Origin of the sequence: Paraburkholderia youngii (assembly GCF_013366925.1) — a bacterium.
GTDB classification, from domain to species: domain Bacteria; phylum Pseudomonadota; class Gammaproteobacteria; order Burkholderiales; family Burkholderiaceae; genus Paraburkholderia; species Paraburkholderia youngii.
Genome location: NZ_JAALDK010000001.1, coordinates 1296732 through 1311478, shown reverse-complemented (window position 1 = coordinate 1311478; position 14747 = coordinate 1296732). Strand labels below are relative to the sequence as shown.

Genomic DNA, 14747 nt, shown 5'->3' with positions numbered 1-14747 from the left:
GGACGGTTCGCGCGCAACCGCGATGGTTTTTCAAGGAGGAAATGTTTTGAAGACTGGTACTCGTATCGTCCGCCGCGGCGGCCAACCGACGGGCTGGAAACTCGACGCCGACGTGTGCATCGTCGGCGCGGGCATCGCCGGCACGTCGGCTGCGCTCGAAGCGGCCGCGCTTGGCCGCAAGGTCGTGCTGGTGGACAGCCTGCCCGCGCTCGGCGGCCAGGCGGTCAACTCGATCATCGGCACGTTCTGCGGGCTGTTCTCGAACGGGCCGCAGCGTTTCCAGGTGACGCACGGCATCGCGGACGGCATCCTGCGCGATCTCGGCGAGAAGGGCGCGCTGCACTACAAGGAAGGGCCGCTGACGACCGTCGTGCTGTACGACGAAGTTGCGCTCGCGCGCTGGATCGAGCAGAAGATTCTCGACGCCGGCATCACCGTCGTGCTCGGCGCGGTGCTGCGCAACGTCGTACGCGAAGAGCGGCGGGTGCGCGAGCTGGAAGTCGCGACGCGTTACGGCGACGTGCGCATCGCGGCGAACGGCTTCGTCGATGCGAGCGGCGATGCGGCGCTCACGTGGCTCGCAGGCTTCGACTGCCAGGAGCCGGAAACGCCGATTCGCGGCACGCAGATGATCGTGCTCGAAAACCTCGACGAAACCGATCTGCCGACGCCGCCCGCGTTTCGCGAGCGCGTCGAGGAAAAGGCGCACGCCTATGGGCTCGAGCGCAAGGACGGGCTCGTGTTCTACTTCCGTGGCCGCAATATCGGCATCGCGAACATGACGCACATCGAGACGCCGCTCGAACCGATGGCGGCGTCGCACACGGCGCTCGTCGGCCGCGACCAGGCGGACCGCGCGTTCGAGTTCCTGCGCGGCGAGTATCCGCACATCTATCGCAACGCCCACATCCGCAGCTATGGTCTGCCTGGCATCCGGCAGACGCGCTGGATCGTCGGCGCGCAGCAGTTGAGTTCGGAAGACGTGATCGCCGCCCGGCAGTTTCCCGACGCGGTCGCGCGCACGTCGTGGCCGATCGAATTGCACGATCGCGCCGAAGGCTATGAATGGAAGCCGTTCGGCGACGACCATCTGCATACCGTGCCGTTCGGCAGCCTCGTCGTGAAGGACGCGGACAACCTGATCGCGGCCGGCCGCTGCATCGACGCGGATGCGACCGCACTGTCGAGCGTGCGGGTGATGGGGCCGTGCATCGCGATGGGCGCGGCGGCCGCGCACGCATTCGATCTCGCCGACGGCGGCAGTGTTCACGACATCGATCGCGGCATGCTGCGCGAGCGGCTCGCCGACAACGTCGATCGCATCGATCCGCCGCATCTGAAGAACTGACGCATGATCCGCCGGCGGCGCGGCAATACCAAAGAGGTGCAGCGCGAGCTCCGCGAGGAGGCTCCCGGCGAGCACCCACTGCCGCGCCAGCCAGAGACGATATGACGGAACCGCGCGACGCGCCGGGATCTGCCCGGCCGCCGACGCGGCACCTCTGGAGGAGACGATGATTCAAACCCTGCCCGATGCGCGCACGGTGGACGTGTCGCGCCTGATCGACGAACAGAAGATCGGCCGCTTCGCGATCCTGCTGATCGCGTCCACATGGCTCGTGATGCTGACCGACGGCTACGAGCTCAGTGCGCTGGCGTTCGCCGCGCCTTCGCTGATTCGCGCGTGGCACATCGAGCGCAGCGTGCTCGGTCCGGTGTTCGGCGCCAACATCTTCGGCATCATGGTCGGCTCGATCCTGTTCGGCTATATCGGCGACCGGATCGGGCGCAAGCGCGCGATCCTGCTCGGTGCGTGCTGGTACGGGCTCATCACGCTCGCGACCGCATGGGCGGCGAGTGTCGACCAGCTGCTGTGGCTGCGCTTCGCCGCGGGCATCGGCATCGGCGGCGCGGTGCCGAATGCGTTCGTGCTGGTGTCGGAATTCGCCCCGAAGCGGCTGCGCGCCACCTGGGTCACGCTGATGTTCACCGGCTACACGCTCGGCGCGGGCTTCGGCGGCGGCGTCGCCGTGTGGCTCGTGCCGCACTTTGGCTGGCCCGCGGTATTCGTGGTCGGTGGGCTCGCGCCGCTCGTGGTGGCGGCCGGGCTGTCGTTCGTGATGCCGGAGTCGCTGCGCTATCAGGTGCTGAAAGGCTGGCCCCGCGACGGCATCGCGGCGACCGCCGCGCGCGTGCGGCCCGAACTCGCGTTGGTGCCCGGCGCGCAGTTCGTCGTGACCGACGAGCGCCGCGTCGCCAGGTTCTCGCCACGAATGCTGTTCGCCGGCCGCCTGCGCTACGTGACGACCGCGTTGTGGCTCGCGTACATCGCCAATTCGATGGCGCTGTTCTTCCTGCAGAACTGGCTACCCGTGCTGATCGAGGCGACCGGCGTCGCCGCGCATCGCGCCGCGCTGATGACGACGCTGTTCTCGGTCGGCGGCACGCTCGGCGGCCTCGTGCTGATGCGCTTCATCGATCGCCACGGCGTGAGGCTCGTCACCTGTCTGCCGCTCGTCGGCTTTCCGCTCGTCGCGGCGCTCGGCATGGACCTGAATACGGCTTTGCTGACCGCCGCCGTGTTCGGCGTCGGCTTCTGCGTAGCCGGCACCCAGGCGGGTCTCAATGCGGTCGCATCGATCGTCTATCCGACCAGCTTCCGCTCGAAAGGCACCGGCACCGCGATCGGCGTCGCGAAGATCGGCTCGATCTCGGGCCCGATGATCGGCGGGATGCTGCTCGCCGGACATCTGCCGGTGCGCGAGCTGTTCCAGGTCGCGGCGCTGCCGGTCGTCAGCGTCGCGGCGCTGATGTTCGTGCTGGGTCGCATGTACCGGCCGGGCGATGCGCACGACGACGGCCTCGCCGACCACGATCTCGCGCACGGCGCCGAGCCGCCGCTGTCCGCGGCCGAGCGGTAGGACCAGCAGCAGCGGCAGGGCCGGCTGTGCGCGGCGCACCGTCGCGCACGAGGCTCGCTGCCGCCCTTCATCCGCATCACCCAATTACATCGAAACCGGAGAAGCACAATGAAAACAGCAGTCTGCACTGCTGCGGTGGTTTGCGCCTTCGCGGCGCCGCTCACGGCCGACGCGCAAAGCTCGGTCACGCTGTACGGCATCATCGATACGGGCATTGCCTGGACGAATACGGTCGCGTCGTCGATCAAGGCGCAAGGGGCCTCGCGCTGGTCGATGGCGACCGGCTGGGGCAGCGGCGACCGCTTCGGCTTCCTCGGACGCGAGGACCTCGGCGGTGGCCTGTCCGCCGTGTTCCAGCTCGAAGCGGGCTTCAGCGGACTGAACGGCACGTCGTCGCAGGGCGGCCGGCTGTTCGGGCGACAGGCGTACGTAGGGTTGGCGAGCAAGCAGTACGGCAAGCTGACGCTCGGCCGCCAGTACGACTACACGTTCGACTACGTCGCGCCGCTGATGTCCTGGCTGATGTTCGGCAGCATCTACGGCGCGCACATCGGCGACGTCGACGACAGTTTCCAGACGTTTCGCCTGAACAACAGCGTCAAGTACGAGGTGAGTCCGCTCGCGGGTCTGAAGCTCGGCGCGCTCTACGCGTTCAGCAACCAGGCGGGCGGCGACGCCGGCCAGGGCTTCGCCAACAACCGCGCGTACGGCTTCGGGGTCGACTACCTGCGCGGGCCGTTGCATGTGGTCGCGAGCTACCTGCAGCTGAACAATCCGTCGGCGGGGCTCGCGTCGGGGAACAATCCGAACGGCGCGATCGGCGACGAGTACAGCGGCTCGACCAGCATCTTCTATAACGCGGGCTTCGTCGAGCGCCAGCGGATCTCGGCGCTGGGCGCCGGCTATACGTTCGGCGCTGCAAACGTGAACTTCATCTTCACCAACACGCTGCTCGACTATCGTGGCGGCCACAGCCTGCGTGTCAATAACTACGAGATCAACGGGCGCTACTACTTCACGCCGGCGCTGATGGCGGGGCTCGGCTACATCTTCACCGATGGCGATGGCTATACCGGCAGCGGCGCGACGTCGTTTGCAACCGGCGAGCGGCCAAAATGGCATCAGGTGGACGCGGGCATCAGTTACCTGCTGTCGAAGCGCACCGATCTGCATATGTCGATGGTCTATCAGCGTCTGGCCGGCGATGCGAGCACCGTCGCAATCAACTTCTTCGGACCGGCTGGGGCGGGGCGCAATAGTCAGATTGCGGTGCTGGCGGGGTTGCGGCATCGGTTTTGAGCGAGGCGGCAGCGGTAACGCTGAGCCCGCAAGTTCACAGCGACCCGCCCGACTCAACCGACGAACTTCCTTAGCCGACCCAACTCAACCACAAGACCCCGCGCCACCTTTACGACCGCTTCCAGGGTCAAACGGTCCTTTCATAGAGGCGGCAAAAGGGTTCACCTGGTGGGCTCCGCCAATGGCTCTTCCACGTAGCGCAAGATGGTCTCCACGAGGTCTTCGCGGGGGTACGTATTCTGTGTCACGATCAGCGCGCTGGTGGTCGAATGCGTCCGGTTGCCGTGCAACTCCCAGCCAACTGTCGGAATGGGTCGCATTGTCGAGGGCGAGGCAAACTCTGGGCGGACGCTGGCATTACACCCAGCCATCGACTATTCTCGACAAGACGCACGTTTGGAGCGGCCAATGGCTATCGAACGATTCCTTGTCTACGGCCTTGCAGCGATTTTCTTTGTCGTCGCAATTGCAAGACTGAGGCGATCGAACGTCCTGAAGGCAAGTAAGGTCCAGGGAAATATCGTTGTCGGGAACCAATCAGGCCACCTGACGCAAACCTATTCGGAAATGGCCGCGCCATCGGGTAAAGAAGGTCCAAGCCGGACTGCCCCGCACGGTGACCGCGTTGCGTGGGTGATCGGAATCGTGGGCGCATTGATCGCGGCGGCTCAACTGGTTCACGATATTCGCAAATGAAATTCCCCCGCCTTTTTCGTTGGGGCAGTTATGCGGTGTCCTCCGAAAAGATCGTTGGGAACGTCTTCGTCGGGTCGAATTCCGGTCTTGTTTATCAGGTGTACGACGGCCGGCAGCCATCACCACCGCCTATCGTGGACTGGGCCTCGGGCTTGCCCAAGCAGGGCGACCCTTTTGAAGTTTTCAATCTACTCTCCTGGCGGTGCAGGCTTGCGGACGACCTGATCGGCCGGGGTCCCGAACTCGACGAACTCCTCAGTTGGGCTCGATCGGGACAACCTTTGCGCATCAGGTTTCTTGTGGGTGCCGGAGGCAGTGGCAAGTCTCGCCTGGCCGCCGAACTTGCCGAACGACTGAAAGCGGAGGGCTGGTATGCCGGCTTTTCTGCGCTTGAGCAAGGCGCGTCCCTTCCTGTTTCTGACAAGGGGCTATTGGTCATATTGGATTATCCCGAAGCATGGCGCGAGCAGGTGAGGAGTCTGCTTCGTGAAGCAGGTCGGGAAGACCGGCAAAAGCCGTCCGCGCCGGTTCGGATTCTGTTGTTGAGCCGTCGCCCTTTCGACGAGTGGAGACAAGACGTCCTCGATGCCCGTGCTTCACACATCTGTGACGCGCATGAGGTGGCAATCCGCGCGCTTCCCACAGTCTCAGCGACGGTTTTGTTCAAGCGTGTCGCCTCTCGACTCGCCCAGCATCGTGGCTACAGCAAGCCACAGTTCGATGGTGCTGCAATCGACAATTGGCTCTCCCAAAGCCCGGAGCTTTTTGCATTACCCCTGCTGATCACGGCCGCGGCCGTCCACTTCGTGGACTCACCTGACGAGACGCTCGACCTGACAGCGCCAGACATCGTCGCCGCTCTGATCGATCGTGAGCGCACCCAGCTAGATCGAGTCGGACGCAATACAGGGTGGGGAGAGCATGGCGCCTCCCGGTTGGTCGGGCTCGCGGCTTTGCTTGACGGCCTCGACGCTTCAACGATGCGGCGACTTGCTGCACCTGAGCTCGGGATCGGGCTGCCGGCTCCTCAGTATGTGGTCGATGGGGTGCGTCTGCTGGGCTGGTGCAGAGACAATCGATTTCCATCGCCAGCGCCTGACATCGTTGCAGCCGAACTGCTGCGACAGGTGCTCATCGATGCTCAGGACCGTCGCGCTGACTGGGTATGGGCGACACTGTCTGAAACCGGAGCGGATCACATCGAACTCTTGAGCAGGCGTATGCACGACTTGGTTACTCTGCATGGACCTGCTGAACGGATCTTGCGTGACTCGCTTGTTGAAGCGGTCACGGGGAAACCTGAACGTGCCAAAGCATGGCGGGGCTTTCTTGAGGCCAACGCAGTCGGCTTCCGGCTAAGTCCGGTTGGTATCGCAGTTGGCCAGGCGCTGCTTGGTATGGCTGATCTTCCAGCTGCCGAACGCGCAGAAATTCTCAACGATCTGTCAAATCGCCTCGGCGACGCCGGCGATGGCGGGCCCGGGCTAGCCGCGATCCGCGAAGCGGTAGAAATCCGGCGGCGTCTCGTAGAGATGGACCAGCGCCAGTTTGCCCCCGGTCTTGCTGCGAGCCTCAACAACCTGTCCGTCCGTCTCAGTGATGCAGGTGATCGCGCGGGCGCGGTAGCTTCAGCCCGCGAGGCAGTAGATATCTTTCAGTCTGTCGCGCAGGAGAACGAAAGTCAGTTCGCACCCGATCTCGCCATGAGTCTCAATAGTCTTTCTGACTTCCTGGGCAACGTCGGCGATGACGTGGGCGCATTGGCTGCGATCCGTCAGGCGGTAGAGATCCGGCAGAGTCTCATGCGGGAGAACCCGGGCCGCTTTGCACCCGATCTCGCCATGAGCCTTAACAACCTGTCGCTCCGCCTTCACAATGCCGGTGATGGCGCAGGCGCACTGGCCGCGATCCGCAAAGCGGTAGAAATCCGGCGGCGTCTCGTGCAGGAGAACCCGGGCCGCTTCGCACCCGATCTCGCCATGAATCTCAACAATCTGTCTGTCCGCCTTCACGATGCTGGCGATGGCGCAGGCGCGCTGGCCGCGATCCGCGAGGCGGTGACGATCCGGCGGCGTCTCGCACAAGAGAACCCGGGCCGCTTCGCAGCCGATCTCGCCATGAGCCTCAACAACCTTTCACGCTCCGTCGGCGATGCCGGCGATGGCGCCGCCGCGCTGGCCGCGATCCGCGAGGCGGTGAAAATCTATCGCTTTCTCGCGGAAGAGAACCCGGACCGCTTCTCGCCCGAGCTCGCCGGCAGCCTCCACAACCTGTCGCTCCTCCTGGCCAAAGCCAGTGATGGCGTAGGCGCGCTGGTCGCGATCCGCGAGGCGGTGGAGATACGGCGGCGTCTCGCCCAGGAGAACCCGAGGTACTTCGCTCCTGATCTAAGCGTGAGCCTTAACGACTTGTCGCTCCGCCTCGACGATGCCGGCGACAGTGCCGGCGCACTGATCGCGATGCGCGAGGTAGTGAACATCCATCGTTTTCTCGCAGAGGAGAACCCAGACCGCTTTTCGCCCGATCTCGGCAGCAGCCTCCACAACGTGTCGCGCCGCTTGGCCGATGCCGGTGATGGCGGCGGCGCACTGGTCGCGATGCGCGAGGCGGTGGAGATCCGGCGGCGTCTCGCACAGAAGAACCCGGGCCGCTTCGCTCCCGATCTAGCCGGGAGCCTTAACGACCTGTCGCTCCTTCTCCGTAATGCCAGGGATGGTGCGGGCGCGCTGGCCGCGATCCGCGAGGCGGCGGAGCTCCAGTGGCATCTCGTACAGGAGAATCCAGACCGTTTCGCGCCCGACCTCGCAACCAGTCTTTACAACCTGTCGCTCCACCTCAAGGATGCTGGCGATGGAGCGGGCGCGCTGGCGGCGATCCACGAATCAGTTCAGATCCGGCGGCGTCTCGCACAGGAGAACCCCGGCGGCTTCGTACCTGCTCTTGCCGCGAGCCTCCAAGCCCTTTCGAACTGTCTTGATACTGAGGGCGATGGCCCGGGCGCATTGGCTGCAATACGCGAGGCGGTGAAGCTCCGGCGACGGCTAGTACAGGATGACCGGGACCGCTTTGCAGCCGATCTCGCCATGAGCCTCAACAATCTGTCGGTCCGCCTTGGCGATGCCGGCGACGGCGCGGGGGCACTGGACGCGATCCGTGAGGCGGTGAATATCTATAGTCCTCTCGCAAAAGAGGACCCGGGCCGCTTCGCATCCGCTCTCGCCATGAGCCTCAACAATCTGTCGCTCCGCCTTGGCGATGCCGGCGACGGTGCGGGGGCACTCGACGCGATCCGTCAGGCGGTAAGAATCTATAGTCCTCTCGCAAAGGAGGACCCGGGCCGTTTCGCTCGCGATCTCGCCGCCACATTCCACAACCTGGCGAGCTGTCTCCACAATGCGAACGATAGCGCGGGAGCACTTGCCGCGATAGCCGAAGCGGTCAACATCTATCGCTCGCTCGCAAAGGAGAATCCGGGCCGCTTTGCGCCCAGTCTTGCCAAGAGCCTCCACAATCTCTCGGACCGCCTCAAAGACACGGGCGATGGCGCGGGTGCGCTGGATGCGATTCGCGAGGCGGTGGAGATCCGTAGGCGTCTCGCACACGAGAACCCAGACCGCTTTGCACCTGACCTTGTTAGGAGCCTCAACAACTTGTCGGCCCGCCTTATGGATGTCGGCGATGATGCCGGCGCGCTGGATGCGTCGCGAGAGGCGGCCGACATCTCGCGGTCTCGCTCTCAGGGGCAAGGCAACAGTGGCCTGCATGGCATCCGTCGCGTTTCCGACGGCGACCCCGCCTGAGTTAGTCCCGTTGACTTCGGCGAACGCTTGCCTCTCGCGTTGCCAGTCCAGTTATTTCCTTTTGCTGCGCGGCAGTCTGGTCGTTTTCCGTTATTTCGGGCGAGTCATCGCCCACATATCCAGTTGCGGAAGAGGTGAACGACTACCGAGGCGTACGCCCGTAGTCGACCCTGAAGGGAGGTTCGCCAATACCGGAAACGGACAGTGAACGCTAGACTATGCGTTCTCTCTTTCGATTGGAGCAAACCATGTCGCGCCCGTCGGCGGCTGTTGTCGCGGTCTCAACCGCGGTCCTTCTCGGGATAGCTGTTCTTTCGTCGTCCGCCATCGCCGACGTTACGCCACGCCAGAGGGAAGTTGAGCAATACGGCACGGAGGTAATGCCGTTCTCCCTTGCAGCCACCACACACATCTTTACGAAGACGGCCAATGGCGGAACCCAGCAGGTCGTCACGAAGCATCATGATCCGAAGCAGGCCGCCATGATCCGCGGACACTTGGCCATGATCGCCCGGCAGTTTTCGGAGGGAGATTTCAATGCGCCGGTGCAGATCCACGGCAACGACATGCCGGGCCTAGCCGTACTACGTGCCGCGAAGCAGGGTGAACTGACGATCCACTATCACGACTTGCCTGATGGAGGCGAAATCGTATATCACGCGGACGAGCCTCGCCTCATCATGGCGCTACACGAATGGTTCGACGCCCAGTTGTCCGATCATGGCCACGACGCGATGGCAGGGCACGATCCAGGCATGATGCACCATCATCCGGCAGACGCCTCGACAGCGGAATAGATAGCGCACACGATCAGGATGCGAATGATTGGCCGGTCCGATTTCCCGCCCGGTCAGTGGCGGGTCAGCGCCGGACCTTTGACTTGTTACGAATTCAGAAGTGAGCGCCGAAGGGCCGCTTGTGGCCGTACCAAGCCCCACAGCGTCCGCCTCAATCCGACCTTGAACGTCCGGTTGCCGATACCTGGCGTGGGAGCCATATCCGGTCTTCAAGCCGTGCGCACAACTAGTGCGGATGCCGATGATGAATATCGGGGAAATGTGCGTGCGAATGGGTAACAGGCAGATGCACGTGAGGATGTGTGTGCGGCTCGTCACCGGCATAAGGAAAATCATGCTCGTGCTGATGATGCTCGTCATGACGATGCCGGTGCGTGTGTTCGAGAAACTCATGACTGTGCTCATGCTCATGCCGTTCGCGCACATGCAGCCAGATACCCAGCGCCATCAGGGCCGCGGCACTCCAGAAAGACAGGTTGGGCAGGGCGGGCCATATGATCAGCGAAAGGATCACACCGAAAAGCGGCGCTACAGAAAAGTACGCGCCTGTACGCGCCGTACCGAGATGCCGAAGCGCGATAACGAACAAGACGAGGCTGATGCCGTAACCGCTGAGCCCGGTCAGCATCGCCGCCGCCATGGTTCCTGCTGAAGGAAGCGAAGCGCCAGCCGCGAGCGCGATGCCGAGATTCACGGGACCGGCCACCAACCCTTTGAGACACGCGATCACCATCGCGTCGTTCGCCGAGACCTTGCGCGTCAGATTGTTGTCGATTGCCCAGCACAGGCACGCGCCGACGATCAGTAACGCACCTACCGGCACGCCTGTCTGGCCCGGATGCCACGACAGAAGCACGCCGCCCGCAACGATCGCCACCATCCCGAGAAAAACCTGAATGTCGACATTTTCCCGGAAGACCACCCAGGCAATCACTGCGGTCAACACGCCCTCGAGGTTGAGCAACAACGAACTCGTTGCCGCTGGTGTGGTGGACAGCCCCAGCATCAGCAATGCAGGCCCGGCGACGCCGCCCATCGCTATTGCCCCGATCAGCCAGGGTAGCTCGCCTTTGGTGATGCGGTGGTGCGCGCCGGACTGATGCCCGCGCGACCGGAAGGCGCGCCACGCGATGCCGACGCCAAGCCCCAGGCCGCTACCGAGATAAAACAGGCCTGCGAGCATGAATGGGCTGACCGAGCCGAGCAGCGCCTTGGCCAGCGGTGTCGCGGCGCCGAACAGCGCCGCAGCGGCCAAGGCGGTGAATATCGCGGCGTATCCTGATTTCACAACTTCAACCTCATGTTCGCAGCAGAAGGGACAGTTTACAGACCATTGCTGAGGTGACGGATCAAACTCGCAGCAGGCAGCCAAAAGCTTGCTTGTAGAAATCGTTACTGCGACGTAACGTAATCTACATGAGCACGCTTTCAACCTGGTTGCTACTGGTGCTGACTCTTCCGACAGAGAACGCCACCGCGCGGATGCGTTACTGGCGTGCGCTGAAAGCCCGCGATGTACACGCATTTCGCGGCCAGTGAAAAAGGCAGCGAAACGGGAAGGCGCCCATGAGCACGACGAGCGCACACGTGCCCGGCTGTACGCGTGGTCAGATGGCCAGTACGTCAGCCAGCTTTTCAACATCACCAACTGGGAACGCGGCTTAGCGGCTAAAGGCAGCGACGCGCGCATAGCACTGTCATGCGATGCAACGTCTCATCGGCGACGCTTCACTCCCGGCTCTCCAGTCTGGTTCTGCCGGGCGGCGTGGAAGGTGGCGCGTTGACACTGCTTGCGGCTCGCGGTTTGCGGGGTATCTGCGATGGATTCGTCGCGGTGCTGCTGCCTGTCTATCTTCTCCGGCTCGGATTCGGCCAACTGACTGTCGGGTTGATCAGCACCACAACGCTATTCGGTTCTGCTCTCGCCACGGTTCTGATCGGCTTTGTGGGCAATCGCGTCGCCCTGCGCTTGTTGCTGCTGTTTGCCGCGGCGCTGATGACAGCTACAGGTCTTGCGTTCGCCAGCCTTTCTTCGCTGTGGCCGCTGCTGGTCGTCGCTTTTATCGGAACCCTGAATCCGGGTTCCGGCGACGTAAGCCTGTTCCTTCCACTGGAACATGCACGGCTCGCGGAATCCGCTAGTGGCGACGCGCGTACTTCGCTCTTTGCACGCTATAGCCTGATCGGCGCATTGTCGGCGGCGGTGGGCGCGCTCGCTGCCGCACTGCCGGACAGGATCGCTACGGGTCTGGCCGTCTCGTCACTGTCCGCGACGCGAGCCATGTTCGTGGTCTATGCGCTGACGGGGTTTGCCATCTGGCTTCTCTACCTGCGCTTGCCCGCGCGCGTGCCGCAGGCGCGTGTTGTGCGTGCGCCGCTCGGACCGTCACGCGGGATCGTGATCCGCCTCGCACTGCTGTTCAGTGTCGACGCGTTCGCGGGCGGTCTTGTCGTCAACTCGCTGCTCGCGCTGTGGCTGATCCAGCGGTTCGGGCTTTCGCCCGGCGCAGTGGGCCAGTTCTTCTTCTGGGCCGGCATGTTGAGCGCTGGGTCCCAACTCGTCGCAGCGCCGCTTTCGCGAAGGATTGGTCTGCTGAACACGATGGTGTTCACGCATATGCCATCCAGCGTCTGCCTCATCGCGGCCGCGTTCTCGCCGTCGCTCCCACTGACTCTGGCGCTGCTTCTCGCGAGAAGTGCCCTGTCACAGATGGACGTGCCGACCCGCAGCGCCTATGTGATGTCGGTAGTGACGCCCATGGAACGTCCTGCCGCCGCGAGCTTTACCGCCGTCCCGCGAAGTCTTGCGGCGGCGCTCGCGCCTGTGCTGTCGGGTACGTTGCTTGGCCTCGGATGGCTGGGCGCTCCGCTTGTCGCTTGCGGCGTGCTCAAGATCGCCTACGATCTTTCGCTGCTCGCAGCGTTTCGCCACATCGAACCGGAAGGCGGGTCGCCATGACGCGCACGCGCCCCTGCGGGCCACCAGCCATATCGCTTTACGTCTTCCTGCTCGTAGTGTCGGCGGCGGCAGGCATTCTGGTACACGTCATTTCAGCAGCGCGCGCCGCGCAGTCGGAGGCCCGCCTGCCGCTCGATCACAGCGCCGACGTCCCGTTGCCGGGCCGCGCCACGCGTCTGGACTACGTAAGCCATGACGCTGACCGGCACCTGCTGTTCATCGCTCATCTTGGCGACAGTGAAGTCGTGGTGTTCGATACGCTCAGGTCGAGCGTTGTGTCCCGCGTCGCCGACATTGCGTCAGTACATGGGGTACTGGCCGTGCCGGAACTCGGGCGGGTGTATGCATCGGCGACCGGCACCAACGAGGTCGTAGCGATCGACGAGGCCAGCATGCATGTGGTGGCGCGTGTGCCGGGTGGCATCTACCCCGACGGCATCGCATATGAGCCCGACTCCCAGAAACTTTATGTGTCGGATGAGACGGGCGGCACGGTAACCGTGGTCGATACGCACACCAACCAGCGAAAGAGCACTATCCAGTTGGGTGGAGAAGCGGGCAACACGCAGTACGACCCCGACTCGCACCACATCTTCGTCAATGTGCAGACGCGGCGGCAGCTCGTCGAAATCGATCCGTCGACCGACACGATTATCAGCCGGATCGATCTGCCTGGTGCGAAAGGCAACCACGGCCTCGCCATCGTTCCTCAATTGCATCTCGCGTTCATCGCGTGTGAAGACAATGACAAGCTGATCGTGCTCGACCTGCTGACGAAGCGCGTCACTCAGACTTTCGACGTCGGAGGCGGGCCTGACGTGCTCGCTTACGATCCGGGCGCGCATCTGCTTTACGTGGCCGGCGAAGCCGGCATCGTGTCGATGTTCCGCGTCTCGGAGTCTGCCGTATCGAAAGCAGGTGAGGGCAGGGTAGGACCCAACGCCCATGTCGTCGGCGTCGATCCCGCGACACACCGCACTTACTTCCCGCTGAAGAACGTCGATGGTCGGCCCGTGCTTCGCATCATGGCGCTTGCATCCACGGGATCGCGGTAGCGGTGCTTGCGTCGGCGCTCCTCGAAGCTCATTTCGGTGGCGCGTGGATCAATCTGATCGTACGCGATCGCGCGAGCGAGGGCATGACGATGCTGCTCGCGATCCATGAAATGGGCTTCGCGCGCGAGGTTTCGTCAAAGGTTGGTTTTCTGTGCGACGGCTCGGTTACGACTTGCTCGCCGCACGCAGTGCCGCTCTCATGCTCATTTCTATGTCGAGAAGTCTTGCGCCGAGCTCCACGAAGCTGCTGCGCCCCTCGCCGAAGACCTCGCCGTTCATGTAGATCGTCGGCACGACGCTAATTTCACGCGCGGACAGCTCACTTTGAAAAATTCCGCCGTCGATCGTAACGTTGTGAATCCGTGGATTGATCACCGCCATCATGTTCAGCGCTTGCACAACGTCCACACAGCTTCCGCACGACAACGAAATATAGGTTTCGAAATAGTAGTCACGTTCCAGTGTTCGAATCCGTTCGATGGTCGTACTGTCGGCTACGACGGGATGCCCTCCAACCTGGAGAATTGCAAGAACAAGGGACGAAAATTCAGGCCCTGTTGGGGTGGCGGCAAACTGAATGCAGGCATCTGCTCCCACCTGCCTGATTGAAAACGATGGCTTGCGCTCGTCGCCGTGCTGCTCCTCGACGACCGTGACCAGGTCGGTCAACGACGCAATTTCGTTCAGCATCGCCAGCATTTCGTGCGATGTTCGACTACCGCCCGGCGACACGATTAATTCGACGGGTCTGCGAAGGTTTCGCAAATACGTCTGCAGTTGTGACCTGAGATCGATGTTCAGCATTTGAATTTCGATTCCGTAGCAACCTGCACAGGGCTATGTGAGGAGCCTAACGCCACAACAACACGCGAGTGCCCACAACCGGCGGCGCCGGTCGGTGGGTAGAGGGTGCCTCGCAATGCTCCCCCCGAATGTCGGGACGATTTGGTGCGCTATCGCACACATTCAAAGCGTTCGCGAATTATCTCCAATGATTGTCACCGTGCCTGCTTCGGCGGCAACTTCGGCCAGCGTCGAGAGTGACAATGCCACCGAAGCGTCCGAAGCGCAACTGATCTTCAAAGCTCGATGACGTATGACTGGCCGGGTTCCAGTGCGCAAATTGTCAGAAAGCGAAGTGGGCGTTCCGGGTCGCAGCTGCTAAAAAGCGTATGTTGCACGTCGCTGCCTTTCTCGTCGAGGTGCTTGGGCGGGACAAC

Annotated in this window: 10 protein-coding genes and 1 pseudogene; 9 read left to right on the top strand and 2 right to left on the bottom strand. The window is 63.1% G+C overall.

Annotated elements, in window-relative coordinates:
* The first annotated feature begins 22 nt into the window (after positions 1–22).
* The 6 genes from G5S42_RS06085 (at position 23) to G5S42_RS06060 (ending at position 9513) form a co-directional block, all read left to right on the top strand.
* Positions 23–1348 carry an FAD-dependent oxidoreductase gene (locus tag G5S42_RS06085; protein WP_176105974.1) on the top strand — a complete coding sequence of 442 codons (1326 nt, stop codon included), beginning with the start codon at positions 23–25 and terminating at the stop codon, positions 1346–1348.
* A 166-nt stretch (positions 1349–1514) separates the two neighbouring features.
* Complete coding sequence (locus tag G5S42_RS06080) at positions 1515–2921, top strand: MFS transporter (protein ID WP_176105973.1); 1407 nt, start codon at positions 1515–1517, stop codon at positions 2919–2921.
* Between the two features lie 108 nt (positions 2922–3029).
* The gene (locus tag G5S42_RS06075; RefSeq protein WP_176105972.1) at positions 3030–4220 is read left to right on the top strand and encodes a porin; all 1191 of its coding nucleotides are present in this window, start codon (positions 3030–3032) and stop codon (positions 4218–4220) included.
* 408 nt (positions 4221–4628) lie between these two features.
* Positions 4629–4916, top strand: coding sequence for a hypothetical protein (locus G5S42_RS06070; protein ID WP_176105971.1), 288 nt, complete (start codon positions 4629–4631; stop codon positions 4914–4916).
* On the top strand, positions 4913–8716 hold the full coding sequence (locus G5S42_RS06065; RefSeq protein WP_176105970.1) for a tetratricopeptide repeat protein: 3804 nt from the start codon (positions 4913–4915) through the stop codon (positions 8714–8716). Before G5S42_RS06070 ends, G5S42_RS06065 begins: the two co-directional genes overlap by 4 nt.
* 248 nt (positions 8717–8964) lie before the next feature.
* Entirely contained in the window at positions 8965–9513 is a 549-nt protein-coding gene (locus G5S42_RS06060; RefSeq protein ID WP_176105969.1) for an aspartate carbamoyltransferase, read from the top strand.
* A gap of 226 nt (positions 9514–9739) precedes the next feature.
* On the opposite strand, the gene G5S42_RS06055 is transcribed toward G5S42_RS06060, so the two are convergent.
* Positions 9740–10801, bottom strand: a complete 1062-nt coding sequence (locus G5S42_RS06055) for a DMT family transporter (RefSeq protein ID WP_176105968.1) — start codon at positions 10799–10801, stop codon at positions 9740–9742.
* Positions 10802–10929: 128 nt separating this feature from the next.
* Between G5S42_RS06055 and G5S42_RS46040 the strand changes: the two are divergent.
* From G5S42_RS46040 to G5S42_RS06045, 3 genes and pseudogenes are all read left to right on the top strand, one after another.
* Positions 10930–11043 (top strand): annotated as a pseudogene (locus G5S42_RS46040) (chromate resistance protein ChrB domain-containing protein); the annotation flags it as partial.
* A gap of 169 nt (positions 11044–11212) precedes the next feature.
* A complete protein-coding gene (locus tag G5S42_RS06050) occupies positions 11213–12472 on the top strand; it encodes an MFS transporter (protein ID WP_176105967.1) in 1260 nt (419 codons plus the stop codon).
* A complete protein-coding gene (locus G5S42_RS06045; RefSeq protein ID WP_176105966.1) occupies positions 12469–13527 on the top strand; it encodes a YncE family protein in 1059 nt (352 codons plus the stop codon). Before G5S42_RS06050 ends, G5S42_RS06045 begins: the two co-directional genes overlap by 4 nt.
* 165 nt (positions 13528–13692) lie before the next feature.
* Here the strand turns inward: G5S42_RS06045 and G5S42_RS06040 are convergent, their stop codons facing one another.
* The gene (locus G5S42_RS06040) at positions 13693–14331 is read right to left on the bottom strand and encodes an alkyl hydroperoxide reductase subunit F family protein (RefSeq protein ID WP_176105965.1); all 639 of its coding nucleotides are present in this window, start codon (positions 14329–14331) and stop codon (positions 13693–13695) included.
* Positions 14332–14747 lie beyond the last annotated feature (416 nt).

Excerpts from the sequence above, each read along its gene's own strand:
- G5S42_RS06085 (WP_176105974.1), top strand. The coding sequence starts at position 23 with ATGGTTTTTCAAGGAGGAAATGTTTTGAAGACTGGTACTCGTATCGTC.
- G5S42_RS06080 (WP_176105973.1), top strand. The coding sequence starts at position 1,515 with ATGATTCAAACCCTGCCCGATGCGCGCACGGTGGACGTGTCGCGCCTG.
- G5S42_RS06075 (WP_176105972.1), top strand. The coding sequence starts at position 3,030 with ATGAAAACAGCAGTCTGCACTGCTGCGGTGGTTTGCGCCTTCGCGGCG.
- G5S42_RS06070 (WP_176105971.1), top strand. The coding sequence starts at position 4,629 with ATGGCTATCGAACGATTCCTTGTCTACGGCCTTGCAGCGATTTTCTTT.
- G5S42_RS06065 (WP_176105970.1), top strand. The coding sequence starts at position 4,913 with ATGAAATTCCCCCGCCTTTTTCGTTGGGGCAGTTATGCGGTGTCCTCC.
- G5S42_RS06060 (WP_176105969.1), top strand. The coding sequence starts at position 8,965 with ATGTCGCGCCCGTCGGCGGCTGTTGTCGCGGTCTCAACCGCGGTCCTT.
- G5S42_RS06050 (WP_176105967.1), top strand. The coding sequence starts at position 11,213 with ATGCGATGCAACGTCTCATCGGCGACGCTTCACTCCCGGCTCTCCAGT.
- G5S42_RS06045 (WP_176105966.1), top strand. The coding sequence starts at position 12,469 with ATGACGCGCACGCGCCCCTGCGGGCCACCAGCCATATCGCTTTACGTC.
- G5S42_RS06040 (WP_176105965.1), bottom strand. The coding sequence starts at position 14,331 with ATGCTGAACATCGATCTCAGGTCACAACTGCAGACGTATTTGCGAAAC.